The organism is Aeromonas sp. S9(2024) (genome assembly GCF_041403185.1).
Lineage (GTDB): Bacteria > Pseudomonadota > Gammaproteobacteria > Enterobacterales > Aeromonadaceae > Aeromonas > Aeromonas enteropelogenes.
In genome coordinates this window covers 90236-111182 of sequence record NZ_JBGLRE010000009.1, presented here as the reverse complement: position 1 = coordinate 111182, position 20947 = coordinate 90236, and the positions used below count along the sequence as shown (strand labels likewise).

Sequence of the window (20947 nt, the reverse complement as noted above, 5' to 3'; positions counted from 1 at the left end):
CGTATCAGCGGTTGCCCGGCTGGCGGATCAGGGTGATGGCACCGTGCAGGCAGGCCAGTCCGCAGGCGCCACAGCCGTCACACGCTTCCATATTGACGCTGACTCCATCGGCGGTGGCCTTGATCGCCTGCTGGGGGCAGGCATCTTCACACAGCAGGCAGTAGAAGCCCTGACGGGCCTGGCAGCTGGCCTCGTCGATCTGGACCCGGGTCTGCACCTGGCGTCCCAGCTGCAGGTCGAGGGCGCCGGTGGGGCAGGCTCTGGCGCAACTGCCACAGTAGCTGCACTGGCCGCATTCGAGATCCAGCACCGGGGTGCCGGCGATCGGGCTGCCTTGATATTTTTCCCGGGAGGCGGGTTTGAGCAGGCCGCGCGGGCATGCCTTGAAGCACTCACCGCAGCGGGTACAGAGGGAGAGATACTGGGATTCCTCGATGGCCCATGGCGGGCGTGCTTCCTGGCACACTACGGCGGGTGCGCGGGAAGCCTGCCAACCTTGTGTCAGCCAACGGAGGAAATAATGAGTCATGCCCACCCCTAATACCTATTAGGGGTTAATTTTATCGGAGTTTATGGACGCAAGCCAGAGAATCGCGGCAGTCAGGATCGCAAGGGCGGTTGCCCTTGTGTAAGCTAGGCGGGTCTTTTTGCGTGACTGAATGAAAACATATGTGGTTATTTCTCTGGCGTGCCTCCCTGCTGTATGTGTTTCCTCTGCTGATGTGGATCTACTGTCGCATCAAGGGTATCGAGTTTGTCGAGCTTGATACCGGCGTCAACATGCACAAGTGGGTGGTGCTGGCCGCCTATCTCCTCTATGTGGTGATCTGGTTGCTGGCTAACCGCTATCTTGAACTCTTTCTGCGTCAACGGAGTCGCAAATGATCGAGCCCGGGCTCTGGGAGATCCTGCTGCCTGCCGCCGTGCTGGCCCTGGGGATTGGCTGGCTGGCCGGACGCCGGGCCAGTGCCGCCCAAGCCAGGGAGCTGTTGCTGGCTCAGGAGCGTTATCAGGCGCTGCAGGATCGTTTCGACGAGCTGCAGGATGAGCGGATGCTGGGTCAGCAGAAGCTGGATCAGCAGCAGACCCTGCTGATCAAGCTCACCGCCCGTCTCAAGGATGCCGAGGCGACCCTGCGCAGCGAGCGGCTGGCCGCCGCCGAGAAGCTGCAGTTGCAGCAGGAAGCGGAGCAGCGCCTCAGCCAGCAGTTCGAAAATCTCGCCAACCGCATCTTCGAGCAAAACTCGGGCAACTTCCGCGAACTGAATCAGAACAGTCTCGATCTGCTGCTGACACCGCTGAAAGAGCAACTCGAGGGCTTTCGTCGTCAGGTAGGGGAAACCCACGCCCAGGAGACGGCCCAGCGTCACAGCCTCAAGTTCGAGCTGGAGCGTCTCGCCGAGCTCAATGCCCGCATGACCGAAGAGGCGGCGGCCCTGACCCGCGCCCTCAAGGGGGACAGCAAGCAGCAGGGTAACTGGGGCGAGGTGGTGCTGGCCCGCATCCTGAGCGAATGCGGCTTGCGCGAAGGGCACGAGTACCACACCCAGGTCAATATCGAGGTGGACAAGGGCAAGCGCTATCAGCCTGACGTCATCGTCCACCTGCCGCAGGAAAAAGACATCATCATCGATGCCAAGGTGTCGCTGACCGCCTACGAGCGCTGGTACAACAGCGACGACGAGTTGGAGAAATCGGTCGCCCTCAAGGAGCATGTCGCCTCGGTGCGCAACCATATCCGCGAGCTGGGCCGCAAGGATTACCAGCAGCTGCCCGGGGTGCGTACCCTCGACTATGTGCTGATGTTCGTCGCAGTGGAGCCCGCCTTTCTCACCGCCCTCGAAGCGGATCCTTCGCTGGTGCGCTACGGGCTCGACAACAACATACTGCTGGTGAGCCCCACCAACCTGATGGTGGCGCTGCGCACCATCGAAAATCTGTGGCGCTACGAGCGGCAGAACCAGAATGCCCGTCATATCGCCGAGCGCGCGGGGCGCCTCTACGAGAAGCTGCGGTTGTTTGTCGAAGAGATGCAGCAGATGGGCGGCAGCCTGCACAAGGCGCAGGAGAGCTATGACAAGGCGATGGGGCGGCTGGTCAATGGTCGTGGTAACCTGATCGCCCAGGCCGAGCGTTTTCGCGAGCTGGGGGTGGAAGTAACCAAGACTCTGCCCGAGCCGCTGGTGGAGCGGGCGCTGGAGCGCGACCAGGCGCGGGATTAATCGCTCACTTTCTTCGGCGTCAGCCAAGCCCAACCATGCCCGCTATGCACTCCAGGGGAGTGGAATCATACGCGATGGCTTGCCAGCGTCTTCATTACCAGGGGAAATAGTCATGGCTGTTTTTTCAAAATAGCCAAGTAATTACCATCGTCCTCCTTATGAAGTATTTCAGTTGAGAAGCCATATATTTCGCCCTGGTGGCGCAATGTGTCCTGATCGATATCCAGCCAGCTGACAGTTTCATCACATTCATCTTTATATTCAAAGGAGAGTTTTCGTATTGTCGTCAGGTTGGTTGTGCCGTTGGTCGAGTTCAGAATGAGCCGGCCATTTGTCGACAGATATTGATGGGCAAGAGAGAGAAAGCAAGAGAGCATGGGAAGGCTCCCCACCGCGCCTATGCTACGGCCCAAGAGCAACCATGTATCGAATTCTGCATCGAAACGGGCGGAAAAGATGTCCGCGTTGATGACCCTGTTGATCCCTCTCCACCGCATCACTTCACAAGCCAATGGTGATATGTCCAACGCGGTCACATCGCGGCGATGCTTTTGCAGGAATAGCGAGTGTTCACCTGCCCCCGCGCCTATATCTAAAATACGTCCACAACACAGGGACAAGGCTAAACGATCAATGGCATAGTAATCTGCCGGTCGAAAAAATATAGATAATGGGAGACGGTATGATTCTTGTCCCTCAATATTAATTTGTAGCATCTCATTACCTTGATTCAGGTAGTGATCTCGTAGAGCCTTGCCGAATATATCCAGATTCTTTCCCATGGCTATGTCTCCCCTCATGCCAAACTCGGCCAAGATATCTCATGTTGTCGATATTGAATTTGTGGAGAGCACGATGTTTTTGAAACTATGAGTCGTCATAGCCAAATAAAAACGGCCCACCGAAGTGGGCCGTTTTTATTTAAATGGGAAGCTAATCAGCGATTGGCAGCGCGGGCGCTCAGCTCGGCTTTTTCGGTATCGCTCAGGAAGGCCAGGGTCAGGCCATTTTGCTGGGCGGTGCGGATCTCGCTCGCCGTCATGCCGGCGGCCGGGGCGGCTACATCGTATTCGTAGGGCAGATCGATGCCTTCCACCGCCGGATCGTCGGTGTTGAGGCAGGCCAGTACGCCGGCGGCCAGGAATTGGCGGATCGGGTGCTCGGCCAGGCTCGCCACCGTGGTGGTCTGCAGGTTGGAGGTGAGGCAGGACTCGATGCCGATGCGGTGCTCGGCCAGATAGGCCATCAGGGCCGGATCCTGAATTGCCTTGACGCCGTGACCGATACGCTCGGCACCCAGCTCGCGAATGGCTTGCCACATGCTCTCGGGGCCGGCGGCCTCACCGGCGTGCACGGTGACGCGCATGCCGGCATCCCGCACCTGGCGGAAGTGATCGGTAAACAGCTCGCCCGGGAAACCCAGCTCGTCGCCGGCCAGATCGATGGCGACCAGCCTGTCGCGATGGGCCAGGCAGGCTTCCAGCTCGCTGCGACACTGCTCGGTGCCGAAGGTGCGGCTCATGATGCCGATGAGGTTGGTCTTGATGCCGAAATCGCGGCTGCCGGCGGCCACGCCGTCGATGACGGCTTCTACCACCCCTTGCGGGTGCAGCTTATGGGCCATCGCCATATAGGCGGGGCTGAAGCGCAGCTCGGCATAGTCGATGCCGGCGCGCAGCAGGTCTTCCACGTTCTCGTAGGCGACCCGGCGGCAGGCGTCATAGTCGGCCAGCACGGCCACGCCCCAGTCCAGCTTCTTCAGGAAGGCGACCAGGCTCGGCTCGTTCTCGACGATCTGGACGTGGGGGCGCAGTGCCTCCAGCTCATCGGCAGGCAGCCGGATATTGTACTGACGTCCCAGCTCGAGGATGGTCTGCGGGCGGATGTTGCCGTCCAGATGGCGGTGCAAGTCGGTCAGGGGGAGAGATCTGTCAATCATGATATCGCCTTCTTCGAGTCGGGGTTGAAAGCCTGCCATTCTAGGGGGGGCTTTCAAAAAAGATACCCCGTTTGAAATCAAACGGGGCTCTTGTTGCGCAATGATTTACCAAGGCGTGATGGGAATCGTTTTTCCTCTGGACTCAGGAGATGTCTAGCTCTTTCAGCTTGCGGGTCAGAGTGTTGCGACCCCAGCCGAGCAGGCGGGCGGCCTCCTGCTTGTGGCCGTGGGTATGTTCCAGCGCTGTCTCCAGCATGATCCGTTCGAACTGGGGCATGGCATCCGCCAGGATGTCGATCTCCCCCAGCGCCAGCTTGGCGGCCACCCACTCCTGCAACTGCTGTTGCCAGCCGCCGGACAGGGCTGGCTGGCCCGGCTCGGCAGTACTGGTGATGGGGGTGAGCAGCTCGGTGGGCAGGTCGCTCACCAGCACCTCCTGTCCGGAGGCCATCACGGTGAGCCAGCGGCAGACGTTTTCCAGCTGACGGACGTTGCCCGGCCAGGGCAGGCGGCTGATATAGGCCTGGGTATCCGGATGCAGGCTCTTGGCCTCCACGTTCAGCTCCTTGGCGGCGCGCAGCAGGAAGTGACGGGCCAGCTGGGGAATGTCTTCGCGCCGCTCCTTGAGGGCCGGAATATGGATGCGGATGACGTTGAGGCGGTGGAACAGGTCTTCACGAAACTCGCCGTCGGCGACCCGTTTCTCCAGGTTCTGGTGGGTGGCGGCGATGATCCGCACATCTACCTGCACCGGCTGGTGGCCACCGACCCGGTAGAACTGGCCATCTGCCAGCACCCGTAGCAGTCGGGTCTGTACATCAAGGGGCATGTCGCCTATCTCGTCGAGAAACAGGGTGCCGCCGTCGGCCTGCTCGAAGCGGCCGTGACGGATGTTGTTGGCGCCGGTGAAGGCTCCCTTCTCGTGGCCGAACAGCTCTGATTCGATGAGATCTTTCGGGATGGCCGCCATGTTGAGGGCGATGAAATTCTTGTGGGCGCGCGGGCTGTGCTTATGCAGGGCATGGGCGACCAGCTCCTTGCCGGTGCCGCTCTGGCCGTTGATGAGCACCGAGATGCTGGAGCGCGACAGGCGGCCGATGGCGCGGAACACCTCCTGCATCGCCGGCGCCTCGCCGATGATCTCCGGGGGGCTGCTGGCCTCCTGCTGGCGTGCCTTGCGCTTGGTGCGCTGCTCCTTGAGGTGATTCTCGGCGCGCCGAACCAGGGCCACGGCCTCGTCGATGTCAAACGGCTTGGGCAGGTATTCGAAGGCGCCGCGCTGGTAGGCGTTGACCGCACTATCGAGATCCGAGTGGGCGGTCATGATGATGATGGGCAGGTCGGCCTGACGGCGGTGGATCTGCTCCAACAGGCTCAGGCCGTCGATCCCGGGCATCCGGATATCGGAGAGGATCACATCGGGCGAGCGCAGCTCCAGGGCATGGAGCAGGGCTTCGCCATCGGCGAAACTCTCGCAGGTGAAGCCTTCGCTGCCGAGGGTGCGCTCCAGCACCCAGCGGATAGAACTGTCGTCATCGACGATCCACACTTTGGCGGTCATGGTGGTCCCTTACTTGCGAAGCGGTAGAAAAATGGTGAATTCGGTATGACCCGGCCAGCTGATGCAGTCGATCCGCCCCTTGTGCTGATCGATCAGGTTCTGGGCGATGGAGAGACCGAGCCCGGTGCCCCCCTCCTTGCCGGTGATCATGGGATAAAACAGGGTGTCGCGGATGGCATCGGGAATGCCGGGGCCGTTGTCGATGATCTTGATCTCCGCCGCGAGCCGGTAACGCTGGCCGTGGATGGTGATCTGGAAGGCGGTGCGGGTCTTGATGCGAATAAGGCCGGTCTGATCGCCGATGGCTTCGGCGGCGTTGCGCACCATGTTGAGAAACGCTTGCTGTAGTTGGTCCGGCTCCATCTCGAACTCGGGAATGCTGGGATCGTAATCTCGCTCGATGCGTACCGAGGGGGGCAGCTCCAGCTCCACCAGCCGGCGCACCTGCTCCAGCACCGAGTGGACATTGTGCATCTGATGGCGGCCGGGGCGTTGGGGGCCGAGCAGGCGATCAACCAGCACCCGCAGCCGGTCGGCCTGTTCGATGATGATGCTGGTGTACTCCCGCAGTGCCGGATCGGGCAGCTCCTTTTGCAACAGCTGGGCTGCGCCGCGCAGGCCGCCGAGGGGGTTCTTGATCTCGTGGGCCAGGCCGCGCACCAGCTCCTTGGCCGCCTGCTGCTGGGCGTGCTGTTGCTGCTCCTGGCTGATCTTCTTCTGCTGATCGATCTTGCGCAGCTCCACCACCAGGAGTCGCTGCTCATGATCGGCCATGGGAGTGGCACTGAGCTCTACCAGACGGGGCTCCCCTTCGACGACCAGGGTGACTTCGCTGTCGGTGAAGCCCTGCCCCGAGATGAGGCAATGCTTGAGTCGCTGCAGATCGAGGGAGATGTGCTCCAGCAGATGGGGCAGTTCGATGCCGATCAGCCGCCGTTCGCTAAGGGAGAGCAGCTGTTCGGCCGCCGGGTTGACGAATTGAATGCAGAGCCGCTCATCCATGAGGATCACGGCGGTCAGCAAATTATCCAAAAGTGTCTTGGCACTATCCGAGCGGGTTGGCACAGGTTTCTCCCTAAAACGGTGCTTTACACCTGTAATGCACCGATATGGTGCATTGAGTTTACCCGCATCGGTGCGCTATATCACCCCTGATTGGCCTTTGGGGTGGGTTTGGGAGCCGCAGCCACACTCGCTCTATGCAGGTAAAAGGTGACTGGAGTGGATTTAGCAAGGATCGTACCGTCTTTGGCGAGCAGCTCGAGCTGCGCCTCGTGGGCACCGCGATCGAGGTTTTCAACCCGGATCGCCAGGCTGTTGCTGACGATGGGAGCGGCCTTGCCATCAAGTTTCAGGCGTACGTCATATTGCGTCGGCGGCTGGGGGGTGATCTGTCCCTGAAATACTATGTTGCCGGTGTTGTCGCGCAAGGTGCTGCCTTGTTCGGGGGAGAGCAGCTCAATGACCAGCTTGGCGGCCTCCTGCTCTTTCTTGGCATCGGCGCCGGTCAGGGCGTTGAAGTTCTCCACCTGCACCGAACGGGGCGAGCTGCCGATGAGGGGGGCCGTGCGCAGATCGACCTCCTGGGCCTTCTTGCCGGGGGGCGGGGCATCCGTGTAGTGGGTCACGCCATTGCCATCAACCCAGGAATAAACCTTGGCGGCCTCGGCACCGGCAGTGATCAGCAACAGGGTGAGCGTCCATGCGATGTAGCTTCTGTTCATCCATCTCTCCTTGACGGTATTTTGCTTAATCCTATCAGAGAAAAAACCCGCCAGATGGCGGGTTTTGTCACGATTAGGCAAGCTGGCCGGATTTAAACGGGCAGACTGTCCGGGTTTAGACGGAATAGTACAGCTCGAACTCCAGCGGGTGCGGGGTCATGCGTACGCGGTCAACGTCCTGCTGCTTCAGCTCCAGGTAGGAGTCGATGAAGTCGTCGCTGAACACGCCACCACGGGTCAGGAACGCGCGATCGCTGTTCAGGGCTGCCAGGGCTTCGTCCAGAGAACCGGCCACGGTCGGCACTTCTGCGGCTTCTTCCGGCGGCAGATCGTACAGGTTCTTGTCCATGGCATCGCCCGGATGGATCTTGTTGATGATACCGTCCAGACCGGCCATCAGCTGGGCCGCAAACGCCAGGTACGGGTTGGCAGCCGGATCCGGGAAGCGCACTTCGATACGACGGGCTTTCGGGCTCGGTACCACCGGGATACGGATGGACGCTGAGCGGTTGCGGGCGGAGTAGGCCAGCATGACCGGGGCTTCATAGCCCGGCACCAGACGCTTGTAGGAGTTGGTGGTCGGGTTGGCGAAGGCGTTGATGGCCTTGGCGTGCTTGATGATGCCGCCGATGTAGTGCAGCGCCATCTCGGACAGACCGCCGTACAGGTCGCCGGCGAACAGGTTGACGCCGTTCTTGGCCAGGGACTGGTGGCAGTGCATGCCGGAGCCGTTGTCACCGAACATGGGTTTCGGCATGAAGGTGACGGTCTTGTTGTAGGCGTGAGCCACGTTGTGGATCACGTACTTCAGCACCTGTACTTCGTCAGCCTTCAGGGTAAGGGTGTTGAAGCGGGTTGCGATCTCGTTCTGACCGGCAGTGGCCACTTCGTGGTGGTGAGCTTCAACAACCTGGCCCATCTCTTCCAGCACCAGACACATGGCGGCACGGATGTCCTGGGAGGAGTCAACCGGGGCAACCGGGAAGTAGCCACCCTTGACGAAGGGACGGTGACCCTTGTTGCCGTGCTCGTAGTTGGTACCGGAGTTCCAGGCAGCTTCTTCGGATTCGATCTTCACGAAGCTGTGACCCATGGTGTTGGAGAAGGTGATGTTGTCGAACATGAAGAATTCCGGCTCCGGCCCGAACAGCACGGTGTCGGCGATGCCGCTGGACTTCAGGAAATCTTCGGCGCGCTTGGCGATGGAGCGCGGGTCGCGGTCATAACCCTGCATGGTGGCAGGTTCCAGCACGTCACAGACGATGTTCAGAGTGGTCTCTTCGGTGAAGGGATCCAGTTTGGCGGAGGCAGGGTCCGGCATCAGTACCATGTCGGACTCGTTGATGCCCTTCCAGCCGCCGATGGAAGAACCATCGAACATCTTGCCGTCTTCGAAGAAATCTTCATCAACCTGATGAGCAGGGATGGATACGTGCTGCTCTTTACCCTTGGTGTCGGTAAAGCGCAGATCAACAAACTTGACTTCGTGTTCCTGGATCAGGGCCAAAACGTTCTGGGCTGACATGCTAAGTAACCTCCGGTGTTAAAACTCTTTTGGGTGAATGCGTCGTCGTATTCACATAAGCCAGTATCGTGCCAAGTTTGTGACAGCTTGATTTCAGGGCAGTCCCGGCAGGATGGCTCCCCAAAAGTAGGCGCTTTCGCGTCGGAATGCATCAAATTAGTGCGCCACTGGATCGTTTTGGTGCACTGAAATGGTGCGCAATAACGGAGTCACGAGACGCCCAAGCAGGCTTTGTGGGACGGGTCTATGATCCAGATCCGTTGATGTGCGCGAATGTACTGCAATTCTGCTAGGCAGATCACAAAGGCGAGAGTACAATTAGCGCCCAATTTTACCCGGTGTATTGAGGCGAGAATGTTAGATAATTTACGCAATATTGCGATTATTGCGCACGTTGACCACGGCAAAACCACGCTGGTGGACAAGCTGCTGCAGCAGTCCGGTACCCTGGACCGCTCCACGGAAGGTCAGGAACGGATCATGGACTCCAATGATCTGGAACGGGAACGTGGCATCACCATTCTCGCCAAGAACACTGCGATCCGCTGGAACGACTACCGCATCAACATCGTGGATACCCCGGGTCACGCCGACTTCGGTGGTGAAGTTGAGCGCGTACTTTCCATGGTTGACTCCGTGCTGCTGCTGGTTGACGCGGTAGACGGCCCTATGCCGCAAACCCGCTTCGTGACCCAGAAGGCATTCGCCCAGGGTCTGAAGCCGATCGTGGTGATCAACAAGGTTGACCGTCCGGGTGCCCGTCCTGACTGGGTAATGGATCAGGTATTCGACCTGTTCGACAACCTGGGTGCCACCGACGAGCAGCTGGACTTCAAAGTTGTTTACGCCTCTGCACTGAACGGTTGGGCCACCATGGATCTGGACACTCCGTCCGAGAACATGGAACCCCTGTTCCAGGCCATCGTCGATAACGTGGAAGCTCCGAAAGCTGACACCAACGGCGCATTCCAGATGCAAATCTCCCAACTGGATTACAACTCCTACGTGGGCGTTATCGGTATCGGCCGCATCACCCGCGGTCGCGTCAAGACCAACCAGCAGGTGACCGTGGTTGGCGCCGATGGCAAGACCCGCAATGGCAAGGTTGGCCAGGTGCTGGGTTACCTGGGTCTGTCCCGTACCGAAGTGACCGACGCGCAAGCGGGCGACATCATCGCCATCACCGGTCTGGGCGAGCTGAAGATCTCCGACACCATCTGCGACACCGGTGCCGTTGAAGCGCTGCCGCCGCTCTCCGTTGACGAGCCGACCGTGAACATGACCTTCCAGGTCAACACCTCCCCGTTCGCTGGTAAAGAAGGCAAGTTCGTGACCTCCCGCAATATCCTGGAGCGTCTGAACCAGGAACTGGTCCACAACGTGGCCCTGCGCGTGGAAGAGACCGATGATCCGGACAAGTTCCGCGTATCCGGTCGTGGTGAGCTGCACCTCTCCATCCTGATCGAAAACATGCGTCGCGAAGGCTACGAGCTGGCGGTATCCCGTCCGGAAGTTATCCTGCGCACCGTCGATGGCGAACTTCAAGAACCGTTTGAAACCGTCACCGTGGACGTGGAAGAAGCGCACCAGGGTTCCGTCATGGAGCAACTGGGTCTGCGTAAAGGCGAAATGACCAACATGACCCCGGATGGCAAGGGCCGTGTTCGCCTCGACTTCATGATCCCGAGCCGTGGCCTGATCGGCTTCCAGACCGAGTTCATGACCCTGACCTCAGGTACCGGTCTGCTGTACCACACCTTCGACCACTACGGTCCGCACAAGGGTGGCAACATCGGTGAGCGTCAGAACGGCGTGCTGATCTCCAACGCAACCGGCAAGGCCCTGACCTACGCCCTGTTCGGTCTGCAGGACCGTGGTCGTCTGTTCATCGGTCACGCGACCGAAGTGTACGAAGGCCAGGTGATCGGTATCCACTCCCGCTCCAACGACCTGACCGTCAACTGCCTGAAGGGTAAACAGCTGACCAACATGCGTGCCTCCGGTACCGACGAAGCCCAGGTGCTGACTCCGCCGATCCGCATGTCTCTGGAACAGGCCCTCGAGTTCATCGACAACGACGAACTGGTAGAAGTGACTCCGAAGAGCATCCGCATTCGCAAGAAGTTGCTGACCGAGCTGGATCGCAAGCGCGCCGGTCGTGGTTGATATGATGCGTTGAGTGGCCATGGCCACTCCATGCAGGCAAGCGGGCCCAAACCTCTGGTTTGGGCCCGCTTTTATTGTCTGGCACTGCTCTGTTCAACCTATGCATTACTGATGGCGAGGCAGGGCAGTGGATAAACAAAAGCCGCGGGTCGTGAGACTCGCGGCTTTTTCATTGCCTCGTCGGTAGCGTTTACTGGCGCCAGAACGAGGGGAAGAAGAGCACGGCGACGGTCAGGATCTCGAGGCGCCCCAACAGCATGCCGAACGACATCAACCACTTGGCCGAATCGGGCAGGCTGGCGAAGTTGGTGCTGGGACCGACCACAGGTCCCATCCCGGGGCCCACGTTGGCCACCGCCGTGATGGCGCTGGAGATGGAGGTGAGCGGGTCCAGCCCGATGGCGCCGAGCAAGGCGGCGATCACCAGTATGATGGCGAAGTAGGCCAGCACGAAGGAGATCATGGAGCGGATGATGGCGTCATTGACGGTGCGGCCGTTGTATTTCTGTGGAAACACCGCGGAGGGGTGCATCAGCTGGCGCATCTGCTTCTTGAACAGGGCAAAGGCAACCTGGATCCGGAATATCTTCAGGCCCCCCGCCGTCGAGCCGGAGCAGGCCCCCAGCGCCAGCAGCACGATGAAGAGAATGCTGGTGAGCGGCCCCCAGGTGCCGAAGTCGCCGAGGCCGTAACCCGTGGTGGTGAGCACCGAGACGATATTGAAGCTGCTGATGCGCAAGGCATCCCAGAAATCGAATACGTCCCGTTGCCACAGGTAGAGGGTCATGATGAGGGTGACCCAGACAACCAACCAGAAGAAGCCCCGTACCTGGGCATCCTTGAACAGGCTGTAGTCCCTGTGATTGAGGCTCTGCACATAAAGCAGGAAGGGCAGGCCGCCCAGGAACATGAAGACGGTACCGATCCAGTGGGCAGAGGGGGAGAAGTGGGACATGGATTGGTCAGAAGTGGAGTAGCCGCCGGTACTCAGGGTAGTCATGGCGTGGTTGACCGCCTCAAACATGGTCATGCCGCTCGCCCAGTAGGCCATGAAGCAGAGCATGGAGAGCACCAGATAGACCACGACGATATTGTTGGCCACCGTCTTGGCGCGCGGGGCGCTCTTGTCGGACCAATCCGAGCTTTCGGTCTGGAACAGCTTCATGCCGCCGACGTTGAGGTAGGGCAGTACCGCCACCGCCATCACGATGAAACCGACTCCGCCGAGCCACTGCAGTATGGATCGCCACAACAGGATGCTGTGGGCCATGTTGTCGAGCCCGGAGAGCACGGTAGAGCCGGTGGTGGTCACTCCCGACATGGTCTCGAAGTAGGCGTCAGCAAACGTGATGTGAGTGATGAAGACGAAAGGCAAGGCGCCAAAGACGCATGCCACTACCCAGACCGAGGTGGTGAGCAGAAACATCTCCCGCACCCCGAGGTGAAACTCCGCCTTGCGGCCATAGTGGAGGCAGAGCAGGGCGGCGCCATGGGTGATGAGCACCGACTTGAGAAATTCGACGAAGCCTTCGGAACCGGTCAGCAGTGCCAGCAGGGTGGGCAGCCACATGAAGAGCGCCAGCTTGGAGAGCACCAGTCCGAGAGTGAAGATGATAGGTCGCAGCTTGATCATGCCGGATAACCTGGTCGTTGATTAAAAAAAGACCCGGACCATTCCCTTGGAGGGAGCTGGCCGGGTCGGATTTGGCTGTCTGTACGCATTTGAACGTTACAGGAAGAAGGGGCTTGGCTGGAACAGCCGCTCCACTTCCGGAATGTACTTCTTGTCCACCAGGAACATGACCACATGGTCATCTTGCTGGATCTGCGTACGGTCGTGGGCGATCAGTACTTCATCCCCCCGAACCACGGCACCGATAGTGGTGCCGGGCGGCAGCTTGAGCTCGCCCACCGTCTTGCCCACCACCTTGGAGGTGTTTTCGTCGCCGTGGGCGATAGCCTCGATGGCCTCGGCGGCACCGCGGCGCAGGCTGTAGACGTTGGCGATATCGGCCCGTCGCACGTGGGTCAGCAGGGCCGAAATAGTGGCCTGCTGGGGCGAGATGGCGATGTCGATGGAGCCACCCTGCACCAGATCCACGTAGGCGCCGCGCTGGATCAACACCATGGTCTTCTTGGCGCCCATCTTCTTGGCGAGCAGGGCCGACATGATGTTGGCCTCGTCCTCGTTGGTCACCGCGATGAAGACATCGATCTGGTCGATGTGCTCCTCGGCCAGCAGCTCCTGATCCGCCGCATCGCCGCAGAAGACGATGGTGTTTTCCAGCAACTCGGAGAGCTGCTCGGCCCGCTTCAGGTTGCGCTCGATGAGCTTGACGCTATAGCGCTTCTCCAGCTGGCGAGCGAGGCCGGCGCCGATATTGCCGCCCCCGACGATCATGATGCGCCGGTAGGGGCTCTCGAGTCGCTGCAGCTCCGACATCACGGCGCGGATATGGCCGGCGGCGGCGACGAAGAAGACCTCGTCATCCGCTTCTATGATGGTGGTGCCTTGCGGGCGGATGGGACGTCCCTGACGGAAGATGGCCGCCACCCGGGTCTCGATGTTGGGCATGTGTTCGCGCAGGGTGGAGAGGGCATTGCCCACCAGCGGGCCGCCGTAGTAAGCCTTGACCGCCACCAGGCCGACCCGGCCACCGGCGAAATCCACTACCTGCAGAGCCCCCGGATATTCGATGAGGCGCCGCACATAGTCGGTCACCAGTTGCTCGGGGGCGATCAGGTGATCCACCGGCACGGATTCCGGCAAGAACAGACGATCCCGCTCGGTCAGATAGGCCGGCGAGCGGATCCGCGCCACCTTGTTCGGCGTGTTGAACAGGGAGTAGGCCACCTGGCAGGCGATCATGTTGGTTTCGTCGCTGTTGGTGACGGCTACCAGCATGTCGGCATCCTGGGCCCCAGCCTCGCGCAGCACCTTGGGGTGGGCGCCGTGGCCATTGACCACCCGCAGATCGAACTTGTCCTGCAACTCGCGCAGCCGCTCGCTGTCGGTGTCGACGATGGTGATGTCGTTGTTCTCCCCGGCCAGGTTCTCGGCCAGGGTGCCGCCGACCTGGCCGGCGCCCAAAATGATGATCTTCATACGGACCGTTTACTCACGTTGGTGCGGTAAAAGGGGCCGCCAGCACAGGCCAGGCGGGACTCCCGAATGATGCTGGACATGCCGGGCTCACTGCTTGATCAGCTTGGCATAGTAGAAGCCGTCCATTTCGGCCTCGCCCGGCAGGAACTGACGCCCCGGGCACTCCGGCGTGTCCTCTGCGTGCAGTGGTACCAGGGTGGCATCCGGCGTCGCCGCCAGGAAGGCGCGGATCTGTTCGCGATTCTCCTCCGGCAGTACGGAGCAAGTTGCGTAGAGCAGGGTACCGCCGCTCTTCAGCTTTGCCCAGAGTGCGTTGAGGATGCGGCGCTGCAGCTCGGCCAGTTCACGGATGTCCTGATCCCGGCGCAGCCACTTGATGTCGGGGTGACGGCGGATGACGCCGGTCGCGGAGCATGGGGCATCCAGCAGGATGCGATCAAACTGCCCCTCTGGGCACCACTGTTCCGGTGCGCTGGCATCGCCGTGGATCACTTGGGCGGTGAGGCCGATGCGCTCCAGGTTTTCCCGTACCCGAGTCAGGCGGTGTTCGTCGGCATCTACCGCGACGACGCCTGCCAGCTTGGGTTGGCGCTCCAGCAGGTGTGCTGTCTTGCCGCCAGGGGCGGCGCAGGCATCGAGCACCCACTCGCCCGGCTGCGGGTCGAGCAGGGCTGCGGCCTGTTGGGCCGCACCATCCTGTACCGAGCAGTCACCCACCTCGAAACCGGGTAGCTTGGCCACGTCGCAGGGGCGCTCCAGCAGGATGCAGTCCTCACCCTGTTCACCAGCCACCGCATTGATGCCGGCTTCGGCCATGCGTGCCAGCATCTGGTCGCGGCTCTGGCGCTGGCTGTTGTTGCGGATCCACATGGGCGGGCGCTGGTTGTTGGCCTCCATGATGAATTCCCACTCGTCGGGATAGGCCTGACGCAGCCGCTTGGTGAGCCACTCGGGATGACCGAGGCGAATGCTGGGGACGCGGTCGATGCGCAGCAGAATGACTTCGGCGCTGCGCTGGAAGTTGCGCAGCACGCCGTTGATGAGGCCACGCAGGGAGGAACCCTTGAGCAGCTTGACGGCATTGACGGTCTCGGCCACAGCGGCGTGGGCCGGGATGCGGGTGTAAATGAGCTGGTAGAGGCCGACCAGGATCAGGTAGTGAAAGATGCGGCTCTTGTTTTTGAGCGGTTTGTCCATCATCTCGCCGACCGCCGCATCGAGGCGGGGCAGCCAGCGCAGGGTGCCGTAGCAGAGTTCTTGCAGGAGGGCGCGATCGCGAGGCGCAACCTTCTCTTGAGCAGCAGGCAGTACGGCTGAGAGGGACTGGCCCTGATCCAGCACCTGTTGAATGACGAGAGCGGCCTGTGCACGTGTTTTCATATGATTACCTTAGATGCGCAAGTCGGGGCCTGAGCCCCGCTTGTTTCAATTCAATTGCGTGCCGGGTTCAAACCAGTCGCGGCGAGAGTTGAGCAGATCCGTGACGGACATGGCTTTCTTGCCGGGCGGTTGCAGGGTCAGCAGGCGCAGCACACCCTTGCCGGTGGCGATATCGATCCCCTGCTTGTCGGCCTTGAGCAGGGTACCGGCACTCTGGCTGTGTTCGTGCTCGATGACCTCGGCCTGCCACACCTTGATGGTCTGGCCGGCGACCTCGCACCAGCTGATGGGCCAGGGATTGAAGGCGCGGATGCAGCGCTCGATAGCGACGGCGTCCATCGTCCAGTCGATGCGGGCCTCTTCCTTGGAGAGCTTCTGGGCATAGTTGGCCAGAGCATCGTCCTGCGGCTCGGCGGTCGTGTTGCCGGCAGCCATGGCATCGACGGTGTCAACCAGCGCCAGCGGGCCCAGTTCGGCCAGCTTGTCATAGAGGCTGGTGGAGGTTTCGTCGGCTGCGATGGGGCAGCTCACCTTGCGGATCATGGCACCGGTATCCAGCCCCACATCCATCTGCATGATGGTCACGCCGGTCTCGGCATCACCAGCCCAGATGGCACGCTGAATAGGAGCAGCACCACGCCAGCGCGGCAGCAGGGAGCCATGTACATTGATGCAACCCAGACGCGGGGTATCGAGCACGGCCTTGGGCAAGATCAGGCCATAGGCCACCACGACCATCAGATCGGCGCCCAGTGACGCCAGTTCAGCCTGCGCCTCTTCGTTGCGCAGGGAGGCGGGCTGGTAGATCGGCAGATTATGGGCGATGGCCAGTTCCTTGACCGGGCTGGCGGTGAGTTTCTGGCCGCGGCCAGCCGGCTTGTCCGGCTGGGTGTAAACGGCGACGACCTCATGGCCGGAAGACAACAACGCCGCCAAGTGACGGGCGGCGAAGTCGGGAGTACCGGCAAAAATCAGTTTCAACTTATTCAATGCAGCAGATCCTCAAAGGGCTTTGCGATCTTCTCGGGCCATTTTTTCCAGCTTTTGGCGGATGCGCTGGCGCTTGAGCGGCGACAAGTAATCCACAAAGAGTTTGCCCATCAGATGATCCATCTCATGCTGGATGCAGATGGCGAGCAGATCGTCGGCCTCCAGTTCAAAGGGCTTGCCGTGACGATCCAAAGCCCGGATCTTGACCTGTTCGAAACGGGGAACCAGAGCCCGGCTGCCCGGGACGGAGAGACAGCCTTCTTCGATACCAGTGCTGCCACTCTGCGCAATTATCTCCGGGTTGATCAATACCAGAGGATGTTCACGGTTTTCAGAGACATCGATCACTATGATGCGCTGATGAATGTCGACCTGAGTCGCGGCCAGGCCAATGCCTTCCTCCGCGTACATGGTTTCGAACATATCATCTACAATCTGTTGTAACTCGGGTGTAAAGGTCTCGACAGGGGCTGCGATTGTACGCAGACGCTCATCGGGGAAACGCAATACATCTAGAATGGCCATAGTTTTTTCTTTAGTTTCGTATAAATGCAGTCAATATTGGCGTAATTCTAGTCATTTACGCCGACAAAAAACAGCAACACTTTGCGCGCAGAAGTAACAGGGAGTGTTATGTATCTGAAGCAAACCATCTTTGCCTGCCTGCTGGCCACCGTGAGTCAGGGCATTCTGGCCGATCAGCTGAAGCTGAAAGCAGGCTACCCCGAGAGCTATGTGGTGCAGAAAGGAGACACCCTGTGGGATATCTCCGGCAAGTATCTGGCCGAGCCCTGGCTCTGGCCCCGTCTCTGGAACATCAATCCGCAGATTGCCAATCCGCACTGGATCTACCCCGGTGATGTGCTGCACCTGAGCTGGGTCAATGGCGAACCACGCTTGGGCAAAGCGACGCAGGGGGGCAAGCAGGTCATCCGCCTCAGCCCCAAGAGCCGTTACGAGAACAAGGCCAACCCGATTCCCACGCTGCCCATCAGCGAGATAGGCCCCTTCCTGCAAACCGATCATATTCTGGCGGACACTCGCCAGCAGAAGAGCCTGCCTTATGTGCTGGGGTCGGACAAGAAACATATTGGCATGCTGGAGGGGGATACCCTCTACGTGCAAGGGGATCTGGTTCCGGGCCAGAATTATGGCATCTATCATCCCGGCGTCATCTACAAGGATCGCGACACGGGTGAATTGCTTGGCCAGGAAGCGATTTTTGCTGGCACGATCCGTGCCGTGGCCCGCCTGGATGGCAACAGGACCGAGGCAACCCTGACCCATAACCAGCGTGAAGTCATGCAGGGTGACAAGGTGATGGTGTTGCCCGAGCAGGAGAATTTGCCAGCGGTATTTATGCCGAAGGCGGCGCCGATCATTACTCCGGGCTATGTTATCGACTTGCCCAACAAGACCCGTGGTGGTGGCAAATTTGACGTGGTGCTGATCAACAAGGGAAGCCGGGATCTGTTGTCGGCAGGGGATGTGCTGGACATACGTCGCCCGGGTGCCGGCTTGGTGACCAAGAATGGCAAGGTGCAGTACAAAGAGTTTTCCTCTGTCTATGACAAGCTGTTTCACAGCAACAGCCGCAAAGCGGCTCTGCCTTCTGAAGCCATTGCCAGAGTCATGTTGTTCAAGGTGTATGACAAGCTGAGTTACGGTCTCATCATGCAGAGCAACGACATGGTGAGTTCGGGTTATCAGGTTACCCATTTCTGAGGTGAACTATCCCGACGGGCGGTTGGCCCTCTGGCTGACATTGGAAGCCGTCACGGGTATCGGCCCCGTGACGGCTTCTCGTTTGCTGGAACGGGTGGGTGGCGACATCGTGACATTGTTTGAGAGCGATGAAGCCAGTCTGCATGGCATGGGACTCTCCTCCGAGCAGATCAGACAGTTAAGATGGCCATCACCGGTTGTTGAAGAGGGGCTGAGGTGGGCCTGCCATCCCGATAATCATCTTGTTCCTCGTGATCATCCGGCCTACCCGGTCATGCTGGGTGAAATCCCGGCGGTGCCCTTGCTGCTCTATTGTCGTGGGGATTTGTCAGCCCTGGCATTGCCGCAGCTGGCAATGGTCGGCACCCGTCATCCTACCTATGCCGGCAAAGACAATGCGGCGCGTCTGTGTGCAGAGTTGGTTGCGTGCGGGTTGGCGATAACCTCCGGACTGGCGCTGGGGATCGATGGCATCTGTCATCAGCAGTCCTTGACGAGTGGCGGTGTCACACTTGCCGTATTGGGCTCCGGCCTTGACTGCATCTATCCCAAGCGTCATCAGGGGCTGGCGGTTAATATTCTGGAGCGTGGTGGTTTGCTTGTCTCTGAGTTTGCGCCGGACAAGGGGCCGCTTGCCGAGCATTTTCCTCGCCGTAATCGCATTATCAGCGGCCTCTCTTTGGGGACTCTGGTGGTGGAGGCGACCGAGCAGAGTGGCTCGCTGATCACCGCTCGTTATGCGCTTGAGCAGGGGCGCGAGGTTTTTGCGGTTCCCGGTGCCCCTCAAAATGAACAAGCGACGGGCTGCAACAGATTAATTCAACAAGGTGCCAAACTTGTGCTGAATGCAGCCGATATAGTGGAAGAGCTGCCCATGTTGATGGGATCTTGGCAAAGGCAACGAGTGGCTCCTGCGCCACAGATTAATAGCGAATTGCCTTATGCCGATTTGTTGGATAACGTAGGTTATGAGACCACGAGCGTGGATACCGTCGCCGAACGGGCTCAGCTCCCTGTCGAAGTGGTACTGGGCAGGTTGGTGGAGCTGGAACTGGCCGGGGCAGTGATGGCGGTAGCCGGTGGATACGTCAGAACGAGGAGGGCGAATCATGTTTGATGTATTGATGTACCTTTTCGAGACCTACATCCACAGCGATGCAGATGTGATGGTGGAACAGGACGAGCTCACCGACGAGTTGAGCCGTGCCGGTTTCGACAAAGACGAGATCGAAAAAGCGCTCAGCTGGCTGGAGCGGCTGGCCAATCTGCATGATAGCGAACGGGAGGTGTACGTCACCGCCAGCGCGCAAGGCTCGATGCGTATCTACGCCCCGCAAGAGCTGGCTCGCCTCAGCACAGAATGTCGTGGCTTCTTGCTCTTCCTGGAGCAGGCTCAGGTACTGAATGCCGAAACCCGTGAAATCTGCATCGAGCGCCTGCTCGAGCTGGACAAGCCGGATATCGAGCTGGATGACCTGAAATGGGTTGTCATGATGGTGCTGTTCAACGTCCCCGGCAGTGAAAACGCTTATCAGCAGATGGAAGAGCTGGTGTTTGACGAGTCAGACGGCGTCATCCACTGACAGTCCGCCGCCGCGCTGGTAGAATCTGGAGCATCTGGATTTCAAGGCGCGGCACATGTCAAAAATCGATCACCACCTCTTCTCTGCCCATGAGCATGCGTTCGAGCGCGAGCCCTGCCCACAATGTGGCGCCGAGCTGGTGATCCGTCAGGGTAAACATGGCTTGTTTCTTGGCTGCTCCGCCTACCCTTCCTGCGACTATATCCGCTCCCTGACGCCATCCGGTCGCGACATAGAGAAAGTGCTCGAAGGTTCGGCCTGCCCGGATTGTGGTCATCCTCTGGCGATCAAAAAGGGGCGTTATGGCTTGTTTGTGGGATGCACCCAGTATCCGGCCTGCCAGCATATCGAATCCCTGCAGGAAAGTGATGACACCCAGATCCTGTGTCCTGATTGTGGCAAGGGGCATCTGGTGAGCCGAACCTCCCGCTATGGCAAGCAGTTTTACTCCTGTGATGCTTACCCCCATTGCAAATATGTGGTGAACGACAAACCCATCCCCATGCCATGTCCCGAGTGTGGTTGGGGCATCATGGTAGAGAAAAAAGTGAGAGGGGCGTTGCGCTGGGTGTGCCCGCAAAAGAAATGTGGTCATCAAAGTGAGCGGTTATAAGTCCGCTGCACAACCAGGTTGCAGCATTGCTAGTAAATTCAATCCCTTGGAGTAGGGGAATACCTGCCATACATAGCCCTTCGTTACCGTATCACTGGGTTCTGATCCAACCTTTCCCGTAATGCAGAGTGCTCTCGATAAGCTCAACTCGTTTGAGATCAAGGCTGCAGTCAGCGTCATCTCCGTACTCCGTCAGTCCTCTCCCTGTTGGTGACCAACCTAGAGACCCGTGGCTGTCGGGTCTCAATATGTGCCATTGGCCGGGCGGTTCATCAGACAGGCCATTGCCGGCATCGCGCCCGCTCCATGATGGGTGTTTCCATCGATAGTGGTTTACTCAAAGAGCTGGTTGCTCAGATGCTGGTGGTGAGGGATGATGCGTGGGCAGCCAAGGGTGTGCCAAACGCCAGCTC

Annotated in this window: 19 protein-coding genes; 7 read left to right on the top strand and 12 right to left on the bottom strand. The window is 59.7% G+C overall.

Annotated elements, in window-relative coordinates; genetic code table 11:
• Positions 1 to 4: 4 nt before the first annotated feature.
• A complete protein-coding gene (locus tag ACB028_RS15285; protein ID WP_201981862.1) occupies positions 5 to 529 on the bottom strand; it encodes a ferredoxin-type protein NapF in 525 nt (174 codons plus the stop codon).
• 140 nt (positions 530 to 669) lie between these two features.
• Here ACB028_RS15285 and ACB028_RS15280 point away from each other — a divergent pair, with 140 nt between their 5' ends.
• Positions 670 to 885: a hypothetical protein gene (locus ACB028_RS15280; protein ID WP_026456343.1), complete on the top strand. Its 216-nt coding sequence runs from the start codon at positions 670 to 672 to the stop codon at positions 883 to 885.
• Positions 882 to 2222 (top strand): DNA recombination protein RmuC, encoded by a 1341-nt coding sequence (gene rmuC, locus ACB028_RS15275; protein ID WP_042072552.1) that lies wholly within the window; start codon positions 882 to 884, stop codon positions 2220 to 2222. The genes ACB028_RS15280 and rmuC overlap by 4 nt, the downstream gene beginning before the upstream one ends.
• Before the next feature lie 110 nt (positions 2223 to 2332).
• Here rmuC and ACB028_RS15270 read toward each other — a convergent pair whose 3' ends face one another.
• The 6 genes from ACB028_RS15270 to glnA all read right to left on the bottom strand — a co-directional run bounded on the left by ACB028_RS15270 (position 2333) and on the right by glnA (position 8971).
• Complete coding sequence (locus ACB028_RS15270) at positions 2333 to 3004, bottom strand: class I SAM-dependent methyltransferase (protein ID WP_371144641.1); 672 nt, start codon at positions 3002 to 3004, stop codon at positions 2333 to 2335.
• A gap of 155 nt (positions 3005 to 3159) precedes the next feature.
• Positions 3160 to 4161: an adenosine deaminase gene (gene add / locus ACB028_RS15265; RefSeq protein ID WP_371144640.1), complete on the bottom strand. Its 1002-nt coding sequence runs from the start codon at positions 4159 to 4161 to the stop codon at positions 3160 to 3162.
• A gap of 142 nt (positions 4162 to 4303) precedes the next feature.
• Complete coding sequence (glnG, locus tag ACB028_RS15260; protein ID WP_371144639.1) at positions 4304 to 5722, bottom strand: nitrogen regulation protein NR(I); 1419 nt, start codon at positions 5720 to 5722, stop codon at positions 4304 to 4306.
• 9 nt (positions 5723 to 5731) lie between these two features.
• The gene (gene glnL / locus ACB028_RS15255) at positions 5732 to 6787 is read right to left on the bottom strand and encodes a nitrogen regulation protein NR(II) (protein WP_371144638.1); all 1056 of its coding nucleotides are present in this window, start codon (positions 6785 to 6787) and stop codon (positions 5732 to 5734) included.
• An 80-nt stretch (positions 6788 to 6867) separates the two neighbouring features.
• Positions 6868 to 7446 carry a DUF4124 domain-containing protein gene (locus ACB028_RS15250; RefSeq protein WP_042025292.1) on the bottom strand — a complete coding sequence of 193 codons (579 nt, stop codon included), beginning with the start codon at positions 7444 to 7446 and terminating at the stop codon, positions 6868 to 6870.
• Positions 7447 to 7561: 115 nt separating this feature from the next.
• Positions 7562 to 8971 carry a glutamate--ammonia ligase gene (glnA, locus tag ACB028_RS15245; protein WP_371144637.1) on the bottom strand — a complete coding sequence of 470 codons (1410 nt, stop codon included), beginning with the start codon at positions 8969 to 8971 and terminating at the stop codon, positions 7562 to 7564.
• Between the two features lie 354 nt (positions 8972 to 9325).
• On the opposite strand from glnA, the gene typA reads away from it, so the two are divergent.
• On the top strand, positions 9326 to 11137 hold the full coding sequence (gene typA, locus ACB028_RS15240) for a translational GTPase TypA (protein ID WP_026456607.1): 1812 nt from the start codon (positions 9326 to 9328) through the stop codon (positions 11135 to 11137).
• A gap of 190 nt (positions 11138 to 11327) precedes the next feature.
• Here typA and ACB028_RS15235 read toward each other — a convergent pair whose 3' ends face one another.
• The 5 genes from ACB028_RS15235 to def all read right to left on the bottom strand — a co-directional run bounded on the left by ACB028_RS15235 (position 11328) and on the right by def (position 17138).
• Positions 11328 to 12770, bottom strand: coding sequence for a TrkH family potassium uptake protein (locus ACB028_RS15235; RefSeq protein ID WP_042072547.1), 1443 nt, complete (start codon positions 12768 to 12770; stop codon positions 11328 to 11330).
• A 96-nt stretch (positions 12771 to 12866) separates the two neighbouring features.
• Positions 12867 to 14243 carry a Trk system potassium transporter TrkA gene (trkA, locus tag ACB028_RS15230; RefSeq protein ID WP_042025290.1) on the bottom strand — a complete coding sequence of 459 codons (1377 nt, stop codon included), beginning with the start codon at positions 14241 to 14243 and terminating at the stop codon, positions 12867 to 12869.
• An 87-nt stretch (positions 14244 to 14330) separates the two neighbouring features.
• Entirely contained in the window at positions 14331 to 15623 is a 1293-nt protein-coding gene (gene rsmB / locus ACB028_RS15225; protein ID WP_371144636.1) for a 16S rRNA (cytosine(967)-C(5))-methyltransferase RsmB, read from the bottom strand.
• 45 nt (positions 15624 to 15668) lie between these two features.
• On the bottom strand, positions 15669 to 16613 hold the full coding sequence (gene fmt / locus ACB028_RS15220) for a methionyl-tRNA formyltransferase (RefSeq protein WP_371144635.1): 945 nt from the start codon (positions 16611 to 16613) through the stop codon (positions 15669 to 15671).
• A gap of 12 nt (positions 16614 to 16625) precedes the next feature.
• Positions 16626 to 17138 (bottom strand): peptide deformylase, encoded by a 513-nt coding sequence (def, locus tag ACB028_RS15215; protein WP_026456707.1) that lies wholly within the window; start codon positions 17136 to 17138, stop codon positions 16626 to 16628.
• Between the two features lie 108 nt (positions 17139 to 17246).
• Here def and ACB028_RS15210 point away from each other — a divergent pair, with 108 nt between their 5' ends.
• From ACB028_RS15210 to ACB028_RS15195, 4 genes are read left to right on the top strand one after another with little or no spacing between them, the layout of a single operon-like run.
• Positions 17247 to 18338: a LysM peptidoglycan-binding domain-containing protein gene (locus ACB028_RS15210; RefSeq protein ID WP_371144634.1), complete on the top strand. Its 1092-nt coding sequence runs from the start codon at positions 17247 to 17249 to the stop codon at positions 18336 to 18338.
• Between the two features lies 1 nt (position 18339).
• A complete protein-coding gene (dprA, locus tag ACB028_RS15205; RefSeq protein WP_371144633.1) occupies positions 18340 to 19455 on the top strand; it encodes a DNA-processing protein DprA in 1116 nt (371 codons plus the stop codon).
• Complete coding sequence (locus tag ACB028_RS15200; RefSeq protein WP_026456705.1) at positions 19448 to 19921, top strand: DUF494 family protein; 474 nt, start codon at positions 19448 to 19450, stop codon at positions 19919 to 19921. Before dprA ends, ACB028_RS15200 begins: the two co-directional genes overlap by 8 nt.
• Before the next feature lie 55 nt (positions 19922 to 19976).
• Positions 19977 to 20534: a type I DNA topoisomerase gene (locus ACB028_RS15195; protein WP_026456704.1), complete on the top strand. Its 558-nt coding sequence runs from the start codon at positions 19977 to 19979 to the stop codon at positions 20532 to 20534.
• Positions 20535 to 20947: the final 413 nt, after the last annotated feature.